Annotated in this window: 14 protein-coding genes and 1 rRNA gene; 11 read left to right on the forward strand and 4 right to left on the reverse strand. The window is 44.2% G+C overall.

Going from position 1 to position 22,349, the window contains the following annotated elements; translation table 11 throughout:
• The first annotated feature begins 21 nt into the window (after positions 1–21).
• Positions 22–136, forward strand: a 5S ribosomal RNA gene (gene rrf / locus AZH43_RS08220).
• A gap of 591 nt (positions 137–727) precedes the next feature.
• Positions 728–2,095 (forward strand): MFS transporter, encoded by a 1,368-nt coding sequence (locus AZH43_RS08225; protein WP_067668581.1) that lies wholly within the window; start codon positions 728–730, stop codon positions 2,093–2,095.
• Positions 2,096–2,406: 311 nt separating this feature from the next.
• Here AZH43_RS08225 and AZH43_RS08230 read toward each other — a convergent pair whose 3' ends face one another.
• Complete coding sequence (locus tag AZH43_RS08230) at positions 2,407–3,099, reverse strand: TIGR04219 family outer membrane beta-barrel protein (RefSeq protein ID WP_067668583.1); 693 nt, start codon at positions 3,097–3,099, stop codon at positions 2,407–2,409.
• Between the two features lie 696 nt (positions 3,100–3,795).
• Here AZH43_RS08230 and AZH43_RS08235 point away from each other — a divergent pair.
• Both AZH43_RS08235 and AZH43_RS08240 read left to right on the forward strand, forming a co-directional pair.
• Entirely contained in the window at positions 3,796–5,283 is a 1,488-nt protein-coding gene (locus AZH43_RS08235) for a sodium-dependent transporter (protein ID WP_067668585.1), read from the forward strand.
• Position 5,284: 1 nt separating this feature from the next.
• A complete protein-coding gene (locus tag AZH43_RS08240; protein WP_067668587.1) occupies positions 5,285–5,428 on the forward strand; it encodes a methionine/alanine import family NSS transporter small subunit in 144 nt (47 codons plus the stop codon).
• Positions 5,429–5,472: 44 nt separating this feature from the next.
• On the opposite strand, the gene rsmB is transcribed toward AZH43_RS08240, so the two are convergent.
• Positions 5,473–6,780: a 16S rRNA (cytosine(967)-C(5))-methyltransferase RsmB gene (gene rsmB / locus AZH43_RS08245; protein ID WP_067668590.1), complete on the reverse strand. Its 1,308-nt coding sequence runs from the start codon at positions 6,778–6,780 to the stop codon at positions 5,473–5,475.
• Positions 6,780–7,739 carry a methionyl-tRNA formyltransferase gene (gene fmt / locus AZH43_RS08250; protein ID WP_067668591.1) on the reverse strand — a complete coding sequence of 320 codons (960 nt, stop codon included), beginning with the start codon at positions 7,737–7,739 and terminating at the stop codon, positions 6,780–6,782. Before fmt ends, rsmB begins: the two co-directional genes overlap by 1 nt.
• A gap of 466 nt (positions 7,740–8,205) precedes the next feature.
• Here fmt and AZH43_RS08260 point away from each other — a divergent pair, with 466 nt between their 5' ends.
• The 7 genes from AZH43_RS08260 (at position 8,206) to AZH43_RS08290 (ending at position 21,337) form a co-directional block, all read left to right on the forward strand.
• A complete protein-coding gene (locus AZH43_RS08260) occupies positions 8,206–14,187 on the forward strand; it encodes an ESPR-type extended signal peptide-containing protein (RefSeq protein WP_067668594.1) in 5,982 nt (1,993 codons plus the stop codon).
• Between the two features lie 86 nt (positions 14,188–14,273).
• Entirely contained in the window at positions 14,274–15,086 is an 813-nt protein-coding gene (tpgA, locus tag AZH43_RS08265; RefSeq protein WP_406564615.1) for a trimeric autotransporter adhesin/peptidogylcan-associated protein TpgA, read from the forward strand.
• A gap of 78 nt (positions 15,087–15,164) precedes the next feature.
• The gene (locus AZH43_RS08270) at positions 15,165–15,590 is read left to right on the forward strand and encodes a hypothetical protein (protein ID WP_067668599.1); all 426 of its coding nucleotides are present in this window, start codon (positions 15,165–15,167) and stop codon (positions 15,588–15,590) included.
• A gap of 352 nt (positions 15,591–15,942) precedes the next feature.
• Positions 15,943–17,772 (forward strand): dihydroxy-acid dehydratase, encoded by a 1,830-nt coding sequence (gene ilvD / locus AZH43_RS08275; RefSeq protein WP_081406793.1) that lies wholly within the window; start codon positions 15,943–15,945, stop codon positions 17,770–17,772.
• Between the two features lie 219 nt (positions 17,773–17,991).
• Entirely contained in the window at positions 17,992–19,677 is a 1,686-nt protein-coding gene (ilvD, locus tag AZH43_RS08280; RefSeq protein ID WP_067668606.1) for a dihydroxy-acid dehydratase, read from the forward strand.
• Positions 19,678–19,746: 69 nt separating this feature from the next.
• Positions 19,747–21,063 carry a hypothetical protein gene (locus AZH43_RS08285; protein ID WP_067668608.1) on the forward strand — a complete coding sequence of 439 codons (1,317 nt, stop codon included), beginning with the start codon at positions 19,747–19,749 and terminating at the stop codon, positions 21,061–21,063.
• A complete protein-coding gene (locus AZH43_RS08290; RefSeq protein ID WP_067668610.1) occupies positions 21,050–21,337 on the forward strand; it encodes a chorismate mutase in 288 nt (95 codons plus the stop codon). Before AZH43_RS08285 ends, AZH43_RS08290 begins: the two co-directional genes overlap by 14 nt.
• A gap of 67 nt (positions 21,338–21,404) precedes the next feature.
• Here the strand turns inward: AZH43_RS08290 and AZH43_RS08295 are convergent, their stop codons facing one another.
• A complete protein-coding gene (locus tag AZH43_RS08295; RefSeq protein WP_067668611.1) occupies positions 21,405–22,298 on the reverse strand; it encodes a DUF4198 domain-containing protein in 894 nt (297 codons plus the stop codon).
• Positions 22,299–22,349 lie beyond the last annotated feature (51 nt).

Below are 22,349 nucleotides of genomic sequence, written 5' to 3' on the forward strand. Positions count from 1 at the left end.
GAACAAGTCCATAACAGTTGTGCTGGCGACAATAGCAAGAGTGAACCACCTGATCCCTTCCCGAACTCAGAAGTGAAACCTCTTAGCGCTGATGGTAGTGTGGGGTTACCCATGTGAGAGTAAGTCATCGCCAGCTCATTATTCGAAACACCCCCTGATAACCCAGGGGGTGTTTTTTTATGTGCAGGAAAAGGGAAAATAAAAGAAGGAATACTCCCAATCACGAAGGAAATAGAAACAAATAAAGGCTTAATTCAATGCTTAGATGGAATTCAGCTGTCTGCGAGATTGGCAGATTCTATAAAAACATTAGATTAAATATAAGTGCAATAATTTCTCTGTAGATAGCGCTTCGAATCTTGAAGATTTAGTCGCATAAGAAGTGAGTCTAGAATTATTATTACAGTTAAAGATGCATATCATGGTGATTTTTAAGCAAATTCAGGGTTAAAACTGACAATTTTTATCACAAATCATCTATTGTCTGATTGTGAGTGTCTGATATGCAATTTATTGATATTTATAAAAAATAAAACTGTACGCACCATTCATTATTCAAAGTTTAAGCAGATATTTCTGTTTTCTATAGCTTTTTCTGACATTTTCTTACCAATTGCCACTTGGATATTTCAAAGGTATGGCTTGATACCTTTGAAATTTTGGACAAAAACCATTCAAACCAGCATTGTAAACCGAAAATCAATCTCACAATTGGAGGTGAGGTCTTATGTCGGCAAACACAATGAATGTGAATCATGTCGTAGATAATGCAAAATTCACAAAATCACATTTAAGCATCATGCTCTGGTGCCTTATTTTAATTCTATTTGACGGTTATGATTTGGCCATTAATGGCGTTGCATTGCCGCTTTTAATGAAAGATTGGGGGCTGACAACCGTTCAAGCGGGCATGCTGGCCAGTACCGCATTGGCTGGCATGATGTTCGGCGCGATGTTTTTTGGCACTTTGGCAGATAAAATCGGCCGTAAAAAAGTCATTATGATCTGCGTATTCATCTTTAGCGGATTTACCTTTGCAGGCGGTTTTGCGTCAAATCCGACGGAATTTGGCGCGCTGCGCTTTTTGGCAGGTTTAGGTATTGGCGGGGTGTTGCCAAACCTCGTGGCCTTGACGTCTGAATATGCGCCTAAAAAATTGCGCAGTACGCTGGTGACGACAATGTTCAGCGGCTACGCTATGGGCGGCATTATGGCGGCACTGTTCGGCTCTTGGTTTACACCAGATCACGGCTGGCAAATCATGTTTTTTATCGCAGGTGTTCCTTTGCTGTTATTGCCATTGGTTTGGAAATTTTTGCCGGAGTCCTTAACTTTTTTAGTCAAGGCCAACCGGCATGATGAAGCGCGTCGAATGCTGCAGAAAATTTCTCCAGAACAGAAATTAAATGCCAATACGCCGCTAGAATTGTCTGAAGCAGCGGTTCCAGGCGGCACAACAGTGAAAGCGCTGTATCAGCAAGGGCGCGGCTTAGGCACAGCGCTGTTTTGGCTCTGTTTCTTTATGTGCCTGCTCACCTTATATGCATTGGGCAGCTGGCTGCCGAAGTTGATGATGGCTGCAGGCTATTCTCTGGGCAGCAGTTTGATGTTCTTGCTGGCAATGAATATCGGTGCAGTTATTGGTACAGTGGGCGGCGGTATATTGGCAGATAAGTTCCATTTAAAACCGGTAATTATTACCCTGTGTTTAGCTGGTGCAGTTGCATTGTCTTTACTGGGGTTCAAATCACCGCAGCCAGTGATCTATTTATTGGTTGCTGTTGCCGGTGCATCTGCAATAGGGTCGCAAATTTTGCTGTACAGCTATGTGGCGCAATATTATCCGCTCTCTGTACGTTCGACAGGTATTGGCTGGGCATCTGCGGTAGGCCGTACCGGCGCAATTGTCGGGCCAATTTTGATTGGCATGCTGCTGGCGAAAGAATTGCCGCATCAAATTAATTTTATGGCCGTGGGTATTCCTGTCATTATTGCTGCTATTGCGGTCTTCTTTATCCGTAAGAGTGAAACTGAGGATGTTCAAGATGCTATTTCTACTGAAAAACCTTTGAAGGCGCAGCGCTCATACAGCTGAACATAGCGCTCTGGACAAAAGGCTCATTTTGGATGGGCCTTTTTCTTTTATAGAGATTTTCAGCAGAATTCAAGGTGAATGCTGGGCATAGAAAAAAGCCCCCGGCATCCTGCTGAGGGCTTTTTCATATCAGTTTCAGACTGAACTCCTGTTCGGTCTCAGCATCCTGCCGGATTTCATTTTATTGTTTTTATTTTGTTGTTATGAGACTTCCTGTCTCTGTATAGCTTAAATATAAAAGCTTTCCAGATGTTTGAAAAGTCCTGCTTGACGTCACATCGTGTAAGCTATGGCGTACAGGTTGACGTATTTTAAAAATGCGCTTCTACACCAATATACGGACCTTTGAATTTCAGTTTGGTTTCGGCATCTGAATCTTTTTCCAGCTGAATATCTAAGATGCGGTAACCTGCTTTAGCGCCGACATCAACGAGAATCGAATCAATGAAATTGTATTTTAATTCTGCTTGGGCATCGGTAACACGTTGATCATTCAGACCTGCAATGCTGACTTCCGCATTTGCACTGAGACCTGTAAACGGCAATTTTAGGCCTGCTTGTGCATATACCATAGGCAAGGTTTCGCTAATGTTTTGCATTGACGTGTAATTATGGTGCAGATCACCTTCCAAGCTTTTTACACCGGCGCCAATATCTGCATTGACAATATTGTCTAAGATTTCGTAATACAGAATAAAATCTGAATAATCTAAATCGACCTGATTACGCTGTGTGCCGGAAAAACTTTCGTCACTTTCGGCTTTTAAATTTACATGCTTGATTTTTGCATTGGGTAGAAAAGGAATAGGATGTTCGACGCTAACAGAAAATGATAGTCCATAGTCATCTGCCAGCTGAGCATTGGATGGATTGTATTGAGGATGGTCTAGATCTGTGCTGTACTGCCAGTAGTCAATGTTGCCTTTGACGCCAATTACATCTGCTTGAGCATTGCTGATTGCAGTCATGCCTAAAAAGGCACAAAGCAGGTAAGAGTTTTTCATATCGCGTTCCATCGATGAAGAATAATATAAGTGTTTCAATTCATGCAAAAGGGGATGCATCGCGGCGCATCATAGCTTGAAAGGTCCGTTGCGCAAAGACTTCAAGCTTAAGTTTTTGCAAGATGGGATAGCCGGTGAATTGATGCTGCAGCATAGCAAGAAATAGAAATGGTTTTGGCTGATAGCTGGCTTCAAACAGGATTCTGCAGAAGATTTTATACAGTACTCAAACCGTTAAATGTTGAATACTTTGCTTGAGGAGGGTGTATGCCGGCCTGAATAAAATCCTTCATTTTTTTAATGGGGCCATATCGGCTTTTTTTTGCAGTAGATGAAGCGATTTGATGCATAAAAATATATTCCAAAAAGTTTGATTATTCATAAAATATTTTGTATAAAAAATAAGCTGATAATTTGTGCGTTTGAATAGAAATATATTATGAATCGTGAATATTTGAAGCATAAATTACAGAAAATTGAATTAAAAGGCGGTATTGTTAAGCTCATATAAAGGGCAATATCTGTAAAAAACTTTAAGCAAGATTGAGCAGTATTTTCCTGTTTGTCATTGGCGGATGTTACTCACAAGGTGTAAGGCCAGCGTCAGGCGCACAGAATTATTTTTTGAATGGAACTTTTTTGCTTGCGAATAATCGATAAAAAAGCGGCATTGAAAGTTCCTAAGGTTGATATTTTATGACAGATACTCGTGAAAACTGGACGTCACGATCGGGCTTTATTATTGCAGCGGTTGGTTCTGCAGTAGGGCTTGGCAATATTTGGCGCTTCCCGTATGTGGCCTATGAAAATGGCGGCGGCGCATTTTTAATTCCATATTTAATTGCCTTGATTACAGCGGGTTTGCCGCTTTTATTCTTGGACTATGCCGTTGGGCATAAAGGCCGCAGTTCGCCGCCAAAAGCGTACCGCAAGCTATTCCGCGGCGGTGAAACCCTAGGCTGGTGGCAGGTTTGTGTCTGCATTATTATTGGCTTGTACTATGCCAGTGTGCTGACGTGGGCAGGCAGCTATGTCTATTTTTCGATTGGGCAAATGTGGGGCAGTGACCCGGAAGGCTTTTTCTTTAAGACCTATTTGCAAACCAGTGATGCTGCGGGTTTTGACCCTAAGTTTGTTTCCCATATCTTTTGGCCGCTGGCCGGCATTTGGGTGCTGACCTTAGCCATTCTGTATGGCGGCGTGAAAAAAGGGGTTGAGCTTTCAAATAAAATTTTCATGCCTTTGCTGTTTGTGCTGTTCACCCTTCTGGTGATTCAGGCTTTGCGCCTGCCTGGCGCTGCTGACGGTTTAAATGCTTTTTTCACCCCGAACTGGGCGGCCATGATGGACTATAAAGTCTGGCTAGCAGCTTATGGCCATACCTTCTTCTCACTCTCTGTCGGTTTCGGGATTATGGTGACCTATGCATCTTATTTGAAACCAAAAACCAATTTGACTGGCTCGGGGCTAATCGTCGGCTTTGCCAATGCTTCGACTGAAATTTTAGCCGGCATCGGTATTTTTGCAGCGCTGGGCTTCATGGCCAATGCGGCAAATTCAAATGTGCAGGATGTAGTCAGCGGCGGTATCGGCTTAGCCTTTATTGCATTCCCGAAAATCATTTCCAGCTTGGGTTCTGGCGCAGACCTGTTCGGCATTTTGTTCTTTACATCGCTTTTTGTGGCGGGTATTTCATCAATGGTCAGTATTTTGGAAGTTCCGATTGCGGCCATGATGGATAAGCTGAAGTGGGGCCGTAAAAAAGCTGTAACGATTGTTGGCGGCGGAAGCGCAGTGGTTTCAATTGCACTGTTCTCCAGCGTGAACTCGATTAAACTGGTTGACATCATTGACCATTTTATTAATAACATCGGCATTATTGGCGGCGCTCTACTGTCAATTATGTGTATTGCATGGTTCAAGCGTTCCGCGCTGCTGGATATTAAAAATCATGTGAATGCTATTTCAACCATCAAGTTAGGCAAAGGCTGGGACTTTACTCTAACCGTCATCACCTCATTGATTTTACTGGTGACGCTGGCCATGACCGTTTACCATTTGCTGATTAAGGGCTATGGCGATTACAGCGCCAGCCTGCAGTGGATTTTTGGATGGGGCTGTGTGATGTTCTGTGCCGTGGTTGCTGTGGTTTTGGCGCAGATAAAAGACCGCGAGGAGCGTTAAGATGAATACTTCCGCAATTGTGATGATGATTATTTCGATGCTGTTTTTATGGGGCGGATTGGCTTTGTCAATTTTGCATCTTATGAAAAATCCGGAAGAGCTGGATGACGTATTGGAAGATGTGAAAGATCAGCATACGCTTTGATTTAATGCTGATTTAAAAAAGCAGGCCTTAGGCCTGCTTTTTTTTTAAGCTGTTTTGGTAATGCGGCAATAATAGAAGCCATCGCCCTGACCTTGGCGCGGCAACAGCTGTCGGCCATGGAGCTGTTCAATTCCCCAATCCGCCTCAATTTTCACTTCTTGGGCATCGGAATGATTGGCAAAAAAATCAACCATCTGCTGTTCATTTTCAGCTTTCAAAATAGAGCAGGTAATGTAAAGCAGGGTGCCGCCAACTTTCAGCTGCGACCACATATTTTCTAAAATCTGCTTTTGCAGAATAACCGTTTTTGCAATATCGCCCGACTGGCGGAGCAAGCGAATATCTGGATGGCGGCGGATAACGCCGACTGCAGAACAGGGCGCATCCAAGACAATACAGTCAGCAGGTTCAGGCGCTGTCCATTTCACAGCATCTGCGGTGATAATGTCAATGTGCTTGCCGTCCAAGAGCAAGCGTTCCAAGTTGTCAGAAACACGCTTTAAGCGCTTTTCATCTTGGTCGAGCGCGATCAGTTTTTTCGGCTGATACATCTCTAAAATATGCGCTGTTTTGCCGCCGGGCGCCGCGCAGGCATCAATCACGAACTTGCCGTCTAAATTAGGCAATAGCGTGGCGCAAAGCTGGGCATGCTCATCCTGAACGGAAAAACCGCCGGCTTCAAAGCCGGGCAGGCTTGGAATATGCAGGCTTTCATCCATCACAATGCCGACATCCGAAATTTCACAGCGGTGCGCATCAATGCCTTCATCTTCCAGAATATCTAAATATTCATCACGGCTGACTTGGCGTGTATTGACCCGTAGCGTGAGCGGCGCAACCTGTTTCAGTTCATAGCTGAGTTCTGTGAACTGGTCTCCCCAGTCTTTCTTTAAGCGTTTGGCTAACCAGCTTGGCAGATTCGATGCATTTTCCAAGACATCATAAAACTGCTCAGATTCACGGGTTGCACGGCGTAAAATGGCATTGACCACGCCGCTTAAACTTTCCATGCCTAATTGCTTGCAGGCTTCTACGGTTTCAGAAATAGCCGCATGGGCAGCAACCCGGGTGCAGAGCAATTGGTATAAGCCCAGATACAAGCAGGTTTCAACAGTTTCATTATCCAGCGGTTTAGACAATAACGGCAGCGTAACTTGTTTCAGAGCATGCCATTGGCGCAAGCAGCCCAGCACCAGCTCATGATACAGCGCGCGGTCTTTATCTGACACGATATTGATATGCTGATTTAAAACCGATGCCAAGGATTGACCATTTTGGACAGCCAATAACGTTTTCACAACCTGAGCACGTAAATTTAAGTTTTTACCTGAGGCGTGGGGAGATTGCTTCATTATAGAGTTTGTCCAACAGTAAGTTTTTGAGTTTGATTAATTTGTACAGGGTTCAAAGGCTTGCCGCCCGGCCATTGCAGGCTGGTCAGGCAAATAGCGCGCTGATCGCCGCAGGCTACGTGCACGCCTTGCTTATTCAATGAAAGGATTGTGCCCGGAAGCTGGCCAGATGCATCTTCATCCGACAGCAGTGAACCCCAGACCCGCAGATTATTTTTTTCATCGAGTGGAATAAAAGCCACAGGCCACGGATTGAACGCGCGGATATTCCGGTCAATTTGCACGGCATTCTGCGACCAGTCAATTTGCGCTTCCGCTTTAGACAGCTTATGCGCATATACGGTCTGCGCCTCATCCTGCACTTCGCGGGTCTGCAAATAATGCAGCAGCTTTTCTTCAGATTCGAGTACAGCGACAATGGCTTCAGCACCTTGCGCTGCGAGCTTGTCATGCAGGCTTGCAGACGTGTCATGCGCTTCAATTGGGCAAAGGGTTTTATACATCATATCGCCGGTGTCCAATCCAGCCGCCATTTTCATAATGGTCACGCCAGTTGCTGCATCGCCTGTAGCAATGGCGCGCTGAATCGGCGCAGCACCGCGCCAGCGCGGCAATAATGAGCCATGAATATTGAGGCAGGCGTATTTTGGGGTATCTAAAACGGCTTGCGGTAAAATTAAACCATACGCGGCAACCACCATCACATCGGCATTTAATGCGGCAAGTTCAGCTTGCGCTGCGAGGCCTTCTTCTGTGGAAGACTTGAAGTGCAGCGGCTGATATACCGGAATGTTATGTTCAAGCGCTAATTGTTTTACAGCAGAAGCTGTCAGTTTTTGCCCGCGTCCAGCTTTGCGGTCAGGCTGAGTATAGGCCGCTACGATGTCATGCTGAGTGTTAAGCAGCGCGGCTAATGCCGTTGCGGCAAATTCTGGTGTACCGGCAAAGATGATTTTCAAATGAGGGACTCATGTCATATTCGTTCATGCCTTAATTATAGCAAAATCATTAATACGACATTAGATAATAAAAAATGTTTAATATTTCTTAAATAAGTATGTAGGTAAAGTGTAAAATCAGGAAAGGATATGTTTTTTTAATAATATCTTTTTTTTTGTTAAAATTGAAAAAAACGGAATTTTTCTTGTGTGATTTTTTGAATAAAAATATGGTAATTAAATTGAAAAATAAATTTAATTTATTGATTTTAAATAATGTTCTATTAATTTTTTTATATTTATTTTGTGTAAAATGAAGATTTAAAATAAATTCCATTAATTTTAAAAGTGAACTGCATCACAATTGTTTTGTTGCTTAATGTGTATTTAAATAGTTAAATGTATAAGATTGGATTTTTTTTCAATCATATTTGTATGTGAAATTTTCCCCCTCTCAAATTCAGTCATTCGTGCCAGGATACATGTTATGAATAAAATTTATAAAGTTATTTGGAATGCAACCTTAGGTCAATGGGTGGCCGTTTCTGAGTTAGCAAAAGGAAAAACAAAAACAAAAACGGTGAAAGTTGCGGTGGGAGCAGCTATAGCTATCGCGTCAGGCGTGGCGATGCCGACTTATGCTGATGTTACAGAAGGAAATAATATTACCATTACAACTAATGGGACTGATGTTGTAGTGGCCACAAAAGATGAAGTAAGTTTTAATAAGGTTACAGTAGGTACAAATACGACTTTAAGTGATGCGGGGTTAAGTACAGACGGTGCAGTAAACACAGATACTTTATCTACAATAGGCTCAGCAACGATCGGTAACGGTTTAACAGTTAGTGCTGGCAATACCTTATTAAAAGATACCACTGTAGGTGGAAATTTAAATGTTTCAGGCACAACTACGGCAACAGATATTACAGCAAGCGGTGCAGTCAAAGGCGCTACTTTAGAATCTACTGGAAATACTAAAGTCGGTGGAAATTTAAATGTTGCAGGCACAACTACGGTAACAGATATTACAGCAAGCGGTACAGTCAAAGGCGCTACTTTAGAATCTACTGGAAATACTAAAGTCGGTGGAAATTTAAATGTTGCAGGCACAACCACAGCAGATGGCTTAATTACAGCAAAAAATGGCTTAACAGTAAGTAGTGGTGAAACATCTTTAAAAAATACTACTGTAAATGGTACTTTAAATGTTTCAGGCACAACTACGGTAACAGGTATTACAGCAAGCGGTGCAGTCAAAGGCGCTACTTTAGAATCTACTGGAGATACTAAAGTCGGTGGAAATTTAAATGTTTCAGGCACAACTACGGTAACAGGTATTACAGCAAGCGGTGCAGTCAAAGGTGCTACTTTAGAATCTACTGGAGATACTAAAGTCGGTGGAAATTTAAATGTTTATGGGACAGCTAATCTTAACAATAATAAAATTACTGGTTTAGCTGCTGGTGATATTAGTAAAGCAAGTAGTACAGATGCTGTTAATGGCGGGCAGCTTTATACAGTTAACAACAATATTGCTACTGCCTTGGGTACAACACTGGATTCCAATGGTGCGTTAGTTGCCCCGACCTATACGGTCAATAACGGTCAAGGCAGCACGACTGAATTTACTAATGTAAAAGATGCACTTGCTTATATTACCGGTGTCGATGTGGGGTCTGGTAGCGGTGCAGGCGTAGGGATTAAATATTTCCATACCAACTCGACAAAAGATGACTCGCGGGCACAAGGCACGGACTCTATCGCTGTCGGGCCGGAAGCAATTGCAAGTGGTGCAAGCTCTATTGCCATGGGCGATAAAGCACAGGCTTACCAAAAAAATAATGTTGCTATTGGTACAGAGTCGGCTGCTATTGGTTTAAATAGTACGGCAATTGGTTCAACAACAGGCACAGCACGAGCACCTGAGTTTACAAAAGATGCGAATGGCAGAATTACTGCTATTGATGGTTTAGATGTAACAACAGATCCCCTTACTGATGGTAAAACCACTGACAATATTACTGCGATTAATGGTACTCCAGTCACCACGACACAAGTAAATGCCTTGCTTAATTTATTGAGCAGTGGTTCAAATCTGGCATTGGGTAAAAACAGTCTGGCTTTGGGTACGTCGAATTTGGCAACAGGTGAATCCAGTGTTGCACTTGGCGATTCGTCTAAAGCAGTTGCAAATAAAGCAATTGCAATTGGTGCAAATGGCACTGCTTCTGGTGAAGAAGCAGTTTCAATTGGTGCGGGCGCTAAGGCAGTAGCAACAGGTTCATTGGCATTAGGTGCAAGTTCAAGTGCTGGTCGTGATGGTGCAGTGGCATTGGGTCAAGGTGCTTCTGCAGATACAACCGGTGGGGTTTCGATTGGTCAAAATGCAGGTTTAAATACTACTCAAGGTAGTACCAATGATCGTACAGACTTGATCGCTATTGGCCGTGACAGCGGACAGAATGTCGTTGGAAATCGAAATATTGCCATGGGGGTAGGTGCGGGCTCAAATCTATCTGTAGGTGGAAATGATAGTTCCGATGACAATATTGCGATAGGTGTTAATGCTGGAAGTAATATTAATGGTGATGACAACATTTCTATTGGTCGAGATAGCAATAAAAATGTGGCTAATATTGCAGAATCAGTAGCAATTGGTTCAGAGGTAGATGCGACAACAGGTTCGACCGTACTGGGTAACTCAGCAAAAGCAACAGGTGGTGATTATGCGACGGTTGTGGGTTATCAAGCGAAAGTCACTGGAGATTCAGGTACCGCATTAGGACGTGATTCTGAAGCAAGTACCAATAATGTGGCATTGGGTGCCTCTAGTGTCGCTAAGGGTACGTCTACAGGCGCTGCATATTTGACAGGCGATCTTAAAACAGGTGGTTTTAATATTGTATCTGTTGGACAAGCTGGGCAGGAGCGCCGCATTACTAATGTGGCTGCAGGTGCAAATAGTACTGACGCTGTCAATGTCAGTCAATTAAAACAAGCACAGCAAAAAGTTGCCGATTTAATTGGAGGAAAAACTACCGTTAATGATGCAGGTGATTTTGGTGGATATGTTGTTGAATTAGAAGATACAGGTGGTACAAAACACCAATACAAAACTGTTGCTGAAGCAATTAATGCAGTGTCCTCTGGTCAAATTAGTGTACTACCCGGTAATGCTGTGCTCTATACACCAGATGGCCGTATTGCCAATGTAGCTGCGGGTACAGCTGGAACTGATGCAGTTAACTTAAATCAATTAAATGCAGCAATCGCTGCAAATGGTCAGCATCATGTTTCCATTAATACAAAAAACCCAGCAAATGAAAACAATACCGGTGCAGCTGCTGAAGATTCTTTAGCCATAGGTGCAGGTGTAACCACCAGCAATGCCGCAACCAATAGTGTTGCAATGGGTTTTAATACGTCGGCAAATGCTAAAGAAAGTGTTGCAATTGGTAATACCAGTACACAAGCAAATGGTGACAGTTCAATTGCAATTGGTAAGACGGCTTTAGCAAAAAGCACCAATAATATTGCTATGGGTACCAATGCTAGCAGTAATGGCATGGAAAGTATTGCAATAGGTGCGAATATTCAGATTGATAAAACTGCAGGTACTTCAGACTATGCGGTAGGTATTGGTAGTTATTCTGAAATTCAGAATGCAGATCAAGCCATTGCAATTGGTCGTAAAGCAGTTGTACAAGGGGATAATGGTACTGCCATTGGCCATGAAGCATTGGCAGCGCAAAAAAATGCAAGTGCTTTGGGTAATTCTGCTGAAGCTACTGCAGTCAGTGCAACTGCGATTGGTAATGAAGCAAAAGCAAGTGGAACAAGTGCGAACGCCATTGGTGATAATGCCAATGCTTCAGATGAAAGTGCTAACGCGATAGGTAACTACGCGACAGCAACGAAAAAAAGTGCCAATGCAATTGGTGATCACTCCAATGCAGCTGCTGAAAATGCCAATGCGATTGGTACACAGGCACAAGCAACAGGTATAAATGCCAATGCAATGGGTAACAATGCAACAGCAACGAAAAAAAGTGCGAATGCAATTGGTGATCATGCTAATGCAGCCGCTGAAAATGCCAATGCAATTGGCAATGGGGCTCAAGCATTAAGAGATAATACTTTAGCTATTGGTACAAGTGCGATTTCAAGCGGGTTACAGGCGATTGCTATTGGTAATAATGCAGGGGCGGCTGGCGAAAATGCCAATGCCTTTGGTAATGGCGCTAAAGCGAGTGCTGACAATTCAAATGCTATGGGTACTGGCACCAATGTTTCTGCAACTAATGGTTTGGCCTTAGGTACTGGTGCAACTGTAACGCATACAAGCGCAGTTGCCTTAGGCAGCGGTTCTATTTCTGGAGTTGCGAACCCAACAGAAAAAGCAACAATTAATGGTAAAGACTATTATTATGCCGGCATAAATCCGACATCAACTGTAAGCGTGGGAAGTGTGGGGAATGAGCGTCAAATTATTAATGTCGCTGCAGGCCGCGTGTCTGGTACAAGTACTGACGCCATTAATGGAAGCCAGCTTTTCCAAACCAATGAAGAATTAGCCAATTTGGCCAATAAAACAGCACAAGCTTTAGGTGGCGGGGCAGCTGCAAATCAAGCTGACGGTGGAATTTCTTTACCTAGTTACACTGTTACTACTAATCCTGCTGGAAGTGGAACAAAATCTACAGTTAGCAATGTAGGTGATGCTTTAGCGGCATTAGATAAAGCAGTGAATCAACCGCTAGGCTTTGCTGGCGATAGCGGTACAGCATCTCGTAAACTTGGTGAAACGCTGAATATCAAAGGTGGAGCTACAGGGACACTTACCACTGGTAATATTGGGGTTGTTGCAAATGGTACCAATCAGCTGGATATTCGCCTTGCTGAAAAAATAGATTTGGGCACTAATGGCAGTGTCAATGCAGGTGGCACCGTTATTAATAGTTCAGGTTTAAGCTTTGTAGACAGTACAGGTACTGCACTTGCGAATACGCCGAGCATTGGTAAAACCGGCATTAATGCGGGCAGTCAGAAAATTACCAATGTTAAAGCAGGGGATGTTAATTCAACGTCTACAGATGCAGTGAATGGCAGTCAGCTATATAACGCTCAGGATAATGTATCAAATGTAATTGGCGGCAATGCTACAGTGAATGGTCAAGGCGACATTGTGGTGAGTAACATTGGCGGTACGGGCCAAAACACCATTAATGATGCAATTAGTTCAATCAAAGATTCAGCAGATCAAGCGAATAAAGGTTGGAATTTAAGTACAAATGGCGGTGCCGCAACGAATGTGAAACCTACTGATACAGTTAATTTTGGTAATACAGATCGCAATGTCAGCATTAGTAATGATGGCAGCAATGTAACTGTTAATTTGAATAAAGACCAGAATTTAGGCAAAGATGGTAGTATGACCATTGGTGATACTAAGATTGATAACAATGGATTAACTATCGATGGTGGTCCAAGTGTTACTAATAACGGTATTGATGCAGGTAATAAGCAAATTACCAATGTTGCAGATGGTCAAATTGCGGCAGGATCTCAAGATGCTATCAATGGCGGTCAAATTCACGACATGATGGGGGCAGGTGCATATGATGCTAATGGTAATTTAAATAACATTGGTGGTACTGGTGAAACTAACATCAATGATGCAATTGCTGCTGTGAATAAAAATGCTGCTGCTGCAAAGTCAACTGTTGAAGCGGGTAATAATATTAAAGTTGAAACCACCCAGAATAATGATGGCAGCACCAACTATGTTGTATCAACGCAAGATGATATTAAGTTGAACAGTGTAACTGCTAATGAAATTAATGCAGGTACCGTGAATGCTGATAAAGTTGTTGCAGGCAATACCACTATTGATAACAATGGTGTAAGTATTAAAGATGGCCCATCCATGACGGCATCTGGTATTGATGCTGGCAATAAAGCCGTGAGCAATGTGAGTAATGGTGTTCAAAATAGTGATGCAGTTAATATGGGACAATTGGCACAATACTTAGGTGGCGGGGCTGGTTATAACAATATTACGCAAAGTTTTGATGCGCCAAATTATGAAGTGAATGGTGAAAAATATAATAACGTTGGTGACGCATTAGGTGCATTGAACCAAGCAGATCAGGCATTAGGTAACCGAATCACTAATTTAGGTGACCAATTGCAGCAAGCTTTCCAAACGACGAATAAACGTATTGATGATGTCGAGAAAAAAGCTAATGCAGGTATTGCGGCAGCTATGGCCTTAGAAAATGCACCGTATGTACCGGGTAAATATACCTACGCTGCTGGTGCTGCTTATCATGGCGGCGAAAATGCAATCGGGGTAACTTTAAGAAAAACTGCCGATAATGGCCGTTGGTCATTGACAGGTGGTGTTGCATCAGGTTCTACCGGTGATCCAAGTGTTCGTGTTGGTATCAGTGGTGTAATTGATTAATCAACATGCTGGGTGAGAAAGGGCAAGGCTCTTTCTCTCTCTTTTTCTTTTATTTTTAAATTAAGATTGAGATGACAATGAACACAATGTTAAAAGGCCTTTTGGGCTCGGCAATCGTGGGTCTAGCATGCACCACATCTGTATCGGCAGCTGAACAGTTAAACTTGCAAATGGCGGATGATTCGATTCATTTTCCAGATGTGAAAAAAAGCTACTTAGACCAAGTACACCGTTATGAATATGATCAGGTTAAACGCCTCGATGTTAGTTTAACTAAAGATCAAATTCGCTATATTTTAGGCCATCCGCAATTTAATGAAGGCCTGTTTTTTGTGCGCGAATGGAATTATGTATTGGATATTCGTGTACCTGAGACTCAAAATTACAAGCGTTGCCAATTACGTATAGACTTCGATAAAAACTACCTTGCACAAGCTTATTATTGGAAAGGGGAAGCCTGTCAAGGTTTGGTGCAATATGGTGTAAATAATGAGCCTATGGAGACAGATAAACATGCGTTAGTGGCTGGCGGTTTAAATGCGCAAGCGGCTCAAGCCAGTGTATTGTTTGCTTTTGATCGACATGATCCCGAAGCGATTGATCGAAGTTTTAGTCGGGTTGAAGATATTGCCACTGCTATAAAATCATCTGGTAGCCGTCATGTTACAGTGACAGGCTTCACTGATAAATTAGGTAATTTTAATTATAATCAAGCTCTTTCAGCTCAACGGGCAAATACAGTGGCTTATATGCTGACGCAGTATGGTATTGATGCAAATTATATTAAAGTCGATGCAAATGGCATGACACGTTTATATAAAGAGTGCGATGGGCAAACAAAATCGGCTGTTACTGTGCAGTGTTTAGCGCCTAACCGTCGTGTCAATGTAAATTGGTAATAGTTTAATTTTTAAAACAATATGCAGTACAGATAAGCTGGTTGCATATTTCAATTTTTTCCGAACGGAAGATCAGCAATGTTGAAAAAAATATCCTGTTTTATGCTTGCAAGTGCTTATGCCTTATCCGCTCAAGCATTTGATAAAACCCAAGTTGACTTGCAAAAAGATTTTTGGGGGACTTGGACAGTGTATAATGCAAAAACTCAATGTACAGAAAGCTATCAGTTTATTCAACCTTCAAAAGTGGAATATAGAGCGAAGCAAAAAAAAATGACGGGTGAGTTTTCTGTAACTCGTACCCAAGATCCAAAACAGATTGATGTTTTTGCAATGAGTGTGAACTCAGACAACAAAAAAGCAGGCTGCGGTAGTCAGGCGGTTGATTATAGTCAGAAACAAATTAACCTAGGTTTGAAATGGATTTCCGCGAAAACTGCTGAATTGTGTACAGACTTGGAAGGCAAACAATGTCTTGGATTATATCTAATTAAACAAAAATAAAGATTAAGGGCCTCCTTTATGGAGGCCCTTTTATAACTCAAGATTTTAAATTTCCTCAATTTAAATAAATTATATTTATATAAAATTTAAAAATTATTCATGAAAGTTTTGTATTGTCTGATCAGTGATGGCGGTATAGTAGATTTCATTAAGAGATTTTTATTGTCAGATCATCCAGACCTATCCGTAGATATTTCTGCCTGCATTAAAGAGCAGAAAAGACTGTCTTGTAAATCAATTGCTTGCAGTATGATAGGTTGATTCGGCCGATTTAACACTCATCATCAGTATGATTTAGCCAGAATGAATCTTCAGGATTCATTTCAAGCTCAAACTTTGTTGGAAAAATACAATGCCTGACTATCGTTCAAAAACATCGACACACGGAAGAAATATGGCTGGCGCACGCGGTTTATGGCGTGCGACTGGTATGAAAGATGAAGACTTCGGTAAACCGATTATTGCGGTGGTCAACTCATTCACCCAGTTTGTGCCGGGTCACGTCCATCTGAAAGACTTAGGCCAACTCGTGGCGCGTCAAATTGAGCAGGCGGGCGGTGTCGCAAAAGAATTCAACACCATTGCTGTCGATGACGGGATTGCCATGGGTCATGACGGCATGCTGTATTCACTGCCTTCACGTGACTTAATTGCTGACTCAGTGGAATACATGGTCAATGCGCACTGTGCAGATGCCATGGTGTGTATTTCAAACTGTGATAAAATCACACCGGGCATGCTGATGGCATCTATGCGTTTGAACATTCCTGTGGTGTTTGTTTCAGGCGGCCCAATGGAAGCGGGCAAAGTGAAAATCCGCGGCAATGAACATGCGATCGACCTTGTTGATGCCATGGTTGTGGCTGCTGATGACAGTTTCACAGATGAAGAAGTGGCTGCGTATGAGCGCTCTGCATGTCCAACCTGCGGTTCATGTTCAGGCATGTTCACTGCAAACTCCATGAACTGTTTAACAGAAGCATTGGGTCTGTCTTTGCCGGGCAATGGTTCTACACTGGCAACGCATGCCAACCGTAAAAAATTATTTGAGCGTGCGGGACAGCTTATCGTTGAAATTACCAAACGTCATTATGAGCAAAACGATTACAGTCTGCTGCCGCGTTCAATCGCGACCAAAGCGGCGTTTGAAAATGCCATGACCTTAGACATTTCAATGGGCGGTTCAACCAATACGGTGCTGCATTTGCTGGCTGCTGCGCACGAAGCCGAAGTTGATTTCACCATGACAGACATTGACCGTTTGTCGCGTAACGTGCCTGTGCTGTGTAAAGTTGCGCCTGCGAAGCAAGACGTGCATATGGAAGATGTGCACCGTGCCGGCGGCATCATGTCAATTTTAGGTGAACTAGACCGCGCAGGCCTATTGGATACCTCAGTACCTACTGTTCATGAAGCAACATTAAAAGATGCGCTGGATAAATGGGACATCATCCGTACCGAAGATGAAGACGTCTATAAATTCTTCAAATCTGCACCAGGCGGCGTACCGACACAAACAGCATTCTCGCAGGACCGTTATTACTCACGCTTAGACGGTGACCGTGATAATGGCGTAATCCGTAATGCGGCTAATGCCTTCTCTCAGGACGGCGGTTTGGCGGTGCTTTACGGCAACATCGCACTGGAAGGCTGTATTGTAAAAACTGCCGGCGTTGACGACTCAATTCTGAAATTCAACGGTACAGCACGTGTCTTTGAAAGCCAAGATGCCGCAGTAGAAAGCATTCTAGGTGGGGGCATTAAAGCGGGTGATGTGGTTGTGATCCGCTATGAAGGCCCGCGCGGCGGCCCGGGCATGCAAGAAATGCTGTATCCAACCAGCTACTTGAAATCGAAAGGCTTAGGTAAAGACTGCGCATTGTTGACAGATGGCCGTTTCTCTGGCGGTTCGTCAGGCCTTTCTATTGGCCACGTTTCACCAGAAGCAGCCGAAGGCGGTGCAATCGGTTTGGTTGAAGATGGCGACCGTATCGAGATTGATATTCCAAACCGCACCATTCATTTGGCGGTCGATGAAGCGACCATGGCTGCGCGCCGCGAAGTGCAGGAAGCCAAGGGCTGGCATCCTGCTGAAGAGCGCCCGCGTAAAGTATCGAAGGCACTAAAAGCCTATGCGATGCACACGACCAGCGCTTCAAAAGGCGCGGTGCGTGATATTTAAATTTTAAGATTTCAAATCTAAAAAAGCGCTCCGGATGGAGCGCTTTTTTTGTCTGAATCATTAAATAATGATCTAAATTTTTGTCCGCTTTGATAAAAAACAGCAGCGCAGATTAAACATCCATTTCACTTTTATGTGCAGCTTGCTTTCTATACAATCAATTAAAAGAATTCGCCAAAGGCTGAAGCTTACAATCAGTCATCGCCAAGGAACAAAATAATGAGTAAAGACAATATCCGTGAACATTCAGCACCTGTCTACGAAGGGATTGAAAATGCGCCGGCGCGTTCCATGATGCGCGCTACGGGTTTTAACGATGCAGATTTTACCCGTCCATTTATTGGCATTGCCTCGACTTGGGCTAATGTAACACCCTGCAATATGCATATCGACGGTTTGGCGCGCGAAGTCGAAAAAGGCGTTAATGCGGCGAATGGCAAAGGCATTATTTTCAATACCATTACGATTTCAGACGGCATCTCGAATGGCACGGAAGGCATGAAATACTCACTGGTTTCACGTGAAATTATTGCCGATTCCATTGAAGCAGTGGTGGGCTGTCAAGCCTATGACGGCGTAATTGCGATTGGCGGCTGTGACAAGAATATGCCCGGCTGCATTATGGGGCTGGCCCGTTTAAACCGCCCCGGCTTATTTATTTATGGCGGCACCATTAAACCGGGTGCAGGCCATACCGATATGATTTCAGTGTTTGAAGCCGTCGGGCAGCACGCCAAAGGCGAAATTAACGAGATCCAAGTCAAGCAAATTGAAGAAGTCGCGCTGCCGGGGCCGGGTTCATGCGGCGGAATGTATACCGCCAACTCGATGGCTTCTGCGATTGAAGCCTTAGGCATGAGCTTGCCGGGTTCGTCGGCTCAGGAAGCAGTTTCAGAAGAGAAAAAAATTGACTGCATGCGCGCCGGCGAAGCAGTGATGAATTTGCTCCGTCTGGACATTAAGCCGCGTGACATCATGACCAAGGCGGCTTTTGAAAACTCCATTAAAGTATTGATCGCGCTGGGCGGGTCAACCAATGGGGTGCTGCATTTATTGGCAATGGCGCATACCGCCGGGGTAGAGCTGTCTTTGGATGATTTTGTCCGAATCGGCAAAGATATTCCTGTCGTCGCGGATGTGCGTCCATCAGGGAAATACCTGATGTCTGAACTGATTGCGATCGGCGGCATTCAGCCGCTGATGAAGCGGATGCTGAACGCCGGCATGCTGGACGGTTCATGCTTAACTGTGACGGGCAAAACCCTGGCGGAAAATTTAGCCGATGTCGAAGACTATCCGGAAGGGCAGCAAATCATTCTGCCTTTTGACGCGCCAATCAAAAAAGACTCTCATTTGGTGGTATTGAAAGGCAATTTGTCGCCAACAGGCGCCGTGGCGAAAATCACCGGTAAAGAAGGGCTGTATTTTGAAGGGCCGGCGCGGGTATTTGAAGGTGAAATTGGCGCCATGCGCGGCATTCTGGACGGTGAAGTGCAGGAAGGCGAAGTGGTGGTGATTCGCGGTGAAGGGCCGAAAGGCGGGCCGGGCATGCCGGAAATGCTCAAGCCGACTTCAGCGATTATTGGCAAAGGTTTAGGAAAATCAGTGGCGCTGCTCACCGACGGCCGCTTCTCTGGCGGCAGCCATGGCTTTGTGATCGGCCATGTGACGCCTGAAGCCTATGAAGGCGGGCCGATCGGCTTGGTTAAAAATGGCGATAAAATTTCTATTAATGCCGAAACCCGTGAAATGACACTGCATATTTCCGATGACGAACTGGCGGCGCGTAAGGCGGCATGGATCAAACCTGAACCGAACTACCGCTACGGAGCTTTGGCGAAGTTTGCTAAATTGACGACAGGCGCTGAAAAAGGAGCAGTTACGGATCTCAATTTAGATGTATAATTGATCATTCCCTAACAAATTGTTATAAACCCTTGTAGCACACAAGGGTTTTTTTTCGAGGCTGATCTCATGTCACTGTTACGCCGTTGGTTTGATCCAATCCGATCGAGCTGGTTTTATCAAAAACCGACTCGTCAAGCGGTGTTACCCACGGAACAAGGTTTAAGTATTTATCTGCGCTTAGATGATGTTTACAGCTACTTAGCCGCCCAGCAGCTGCCTCAGCTGGAAGAAATCCTCAGTGATGAACTGAAGCCCTTAAAAGTTCATATTTCCAATCAAAGCGGCGAGCCGCCAAATCATATGTCTGCCGTAGAATGGCAGCAGTACTGTTTAAACGATGCCAAAATTCTATCCAAACAGCATCGCTTCAGTTTTCATGACACCCCCGAACAGCCGACAGCCGAAGCCTTGCATCAGGCTGAAACGATTCTTAAAAATACCCCTTTGCGCGGGCAGGATTTTTTATATTTGCTGGAAGACGTGTTCCATATGCTGTGGCAGAAACAGTATGGAAAATTGCGCACCTTGCACGCCATGGCCAGCCGCCATCATCAGCCGCAAAATTTTCCGGAGCGTATTTTCAGCGAAACGCCTGTGCTGGCCAGCTACTTCGAGTTCGGTGAACGGAAATACTCAGCAGTGGATGATCTGCTGCGCTTAACCCGCCGTTTAAAACAGCAGAAGCTGCTGACGGATAATCCTATTTTCCTGATCAATCATATCGAATGGCGTGAGCATCTCATCAGTGATGCAGAAGAGCTGAATGAAATTCAGGCGCTGGATCCAGAACTGGATTTGTATATTGCGCTGGAAGACCCGATTTCATGGCTGCTGCTGGCGTATATCAAGGAAGAGCTGGCGGATTTTTACAATATCCAGCTGAATGTTTACCCGCTCAGCTATCATGGCCGTGATTTTTTTGACTGGAGTCTGGCCAACCGCCTGTCCAAGCGGACAGAGGTGGCGTTTACCCCATTTTGCCGCCCGACAGAAGCGGCCACTCAGAAGATGGCGCAGCTGTATTACAGCATGCCGGAAGAGCAGCGCATAGAAGCGATGTATGAGATTTTGCAGGCGGTGTGGACCAAGGGCAGAGACTTATCCTTTAAGGCGCATTTTCAGCAGGTACAGCAGGACTTGGATATTGCCGACTTGACCGAGTCGGATGTGGAAGGGCTGCTGAAAGAAAATGATATGCATTGTGAAATGAAGTCACAGCCTGATTTTCCAGTGCTGGAGCTGCGCATTGACGGTCAAAGCTATGTATTTAACAGCCTATACCGTGTTTGGATGATTGAAAGTATTTTCAGTAATGTGTTAGAAGAGAAGTATAAAAGTGAAAACACCGCTGACAGTGAACAGAAGCCACATGAACAAAGATAAAGTTGAATCTTTAGAACAAGCCCGCGCGCAAATAGACACGATTGACGAAGCGCTGATTGAATTGATTGCGGCGCGCCAATTTTATGTGGATCAGGCTGTGCGCTTCAAACGCACAGTTCAAGATGTTCAGTCACCGGAACGGGTGGATGAGGTCATTAAAAAGGTGCGTTCAGCAGCTGAAGCAAAAGGGACAGACCCGGATTTGGTGGAGCAGATTTATCGCGAAATGATTCAGCATTTCATCCGCCGCGAGCTGAAAGAAATCCGGCCTTAATTCGGCGCTCAAAACAAAAAAAAGCTCCTCTGCAGGAGCTTTTTTTATGCGGCAACGGCTGTAAACGTTATTCAGCTACTTCTACAGTCAAGCCATAAGTCAATGATTCAGCTTGCGGTTTTTTAGTATTGTCCGGATTCGCTTCTGGATAAGCTGCGGTAATTAAATAAATCCCCGCTTTTTCAAATTTCACTGCAATTTCACCTTTCGCATTCGATTTGATTGCAGGAAGCTCTTTGGTTTTTTCAGCATCTAAACTGCCTGCGCCTTTGAAGACTTCCACATCTAAATTTGGAACAGCTTTGCCGTTGAATAGGAATTGCGCTTTTAATGCTTCACCGGCATAGAGTTCGCTTGGGTGCGTCAGCAGTTTAAGCTCGAAACCTTTATTTGACGGCGCTGGAATTGCGCTAGGCTTGCCTTTTGTAATGTAGGTTTCAGCAATAAAGATATTTTTAACTTCCAAGGCCTGCGCATTTGCAGGCACTTGATCTGCGGCAATCATGCGGGGCGGCTGCGCGCTGGTGGGAGCTTTCGCGGCATCAGCAGGTGTTGGCGCTTCAGGCGCTTTTTGCGCATTCGCTGGCATTGGCGCACGGACAGGGCGGACACGCAGCCAGCGGCCATCAATCAATGCGTATTTGCCGCTGTTGCCGACAGCATCTTTGGTCTGGATACGGTAAGTGCCGTCTTCTGCAGTTTCAATTTCCGCAACATTAAAGCGCTTTAACGAAGCGGCTGCTTCAATCGGCAGCTGCTGGCCATTGGGCTGCGTAATGAGGTAGCTGGTTTTGAAGTTATTGCTTGGAACGAAAAATTTTTCAACGGTCATGGCGCTTTGAAAGCTGACATTTGCGCCGCTCACATCAAAGGCATCAGGCAAAATAAAAGGGCTGACTGTATGTGCATGGCTCAAAACCGGCAAAGAAGAGAGCAAAGCTATTTTTAACCAATGATTCATTGAACCATACTCCAAATTTAGATCGAAATTATCGGTTGTAATCTACTTGAT

It is taken from the genome of Acinetobacter pragensis, assembly GCF_001605895.1.
Taxonomy (GTDB): Bacteria; Pseudomonadota; Gammaproteobacteria; order Pseudomonadales; family Moraxellaceae; genus Acinetobacter; species Acinetobacter pragensis.

Excerpts from the sequence above, each read along its gene's own strand:
- AZH43_RS08225 (WP_067668581.1), top strand. The coding sequence starts at position 728 with ATGTCGGCAAACACAATGAATGTGAATCATGTCGTAGATAATGCAAAA.
- AZH43_RS08230 (WP_067668583.1), bottom strand. The coding sequence starts at position 3,099 with ATGAAAAACTCTTACCTGCTTTGTGCCTTTTTAGGCATGACTGCAATC.
- AZH43_RS08235 (WP_067668585.1), top strand. The coding sequence starts at position 3,796 with ATGACAGATACTCGTGAAAACTGGACGTCACGATCGGGCTTTATTATT.
- AZH43_RS08240 (WP_067668587.1), top strand. The coding sequence starts at position 5,285 with ATGAATACTTCCGCAATTGTGATGATGATTATTTCGATGCTGTTTTTA.
- rsmB (WP_067668590.1), bottom strand. The coding sequence starts at position 6,780 with ATGAAGCAATCTCCCCACGCCTCAGGTAAAAACTTAAATTTACGTGCT.
- AZH43_RS08260 (WP_067668594.1), top strand. The coding sequence starts at position 8,206 with ATGAATAAAATTTATAAAGTTATTTGGAATGCAACCTTAGGTCAATGG.
- tpgA (WP_406564615.1), top strand. The coding sequence starts at position 14,274 with ATGTTAAAAGGCCTTTTGGGCTCGGCAATCGTGGGTCTAGCATGCACC.
- AZH43_RS08270 (WP_067668599.1), top strand. The coding sequence starts at position 15,165 with ATGTTGAAAAAAATATCCTGTTTTATGCTTGCAAGTGCTTATGCCTTA.
- ilvD (WP_081406793.1), top strand. The coding sequence starts at position 15,943 with ATGCCTGACTATCGTTCAAAAACATCGACACACGGAAGAAATATGGCT.
- ilvD (WP_067668606.1), top strand. The coding sequence starts at position 17,992 with ATGAGTAAAGACAATATCCGTGAACATTCAGCACCTGTCTACGAAGGG.
- AZH43_RS08285 (WP_067668608.1), top strand. The coding sequence starts at position 19,747 with ATGTCACTGTTACGCCGTTGGTTTGATCCAATCCGATCGAGCTGGTTT.
- AZH43_RS08290 (WP_067668610.1), top strand. The coding sequence starts at position 21,050 with ATGAACAAAGATAAAGTTGAATCTTTAGAACAAGCCCGCGCGCAAATA.
- AZH43_RS08295 (WP_067668611.1), bottom strand. The coding sequence starts at position 22,298 with ATGAATCATTGGTTAAAAATAGCTTTGCTCTCTTCTTTGCCGGTTTTG.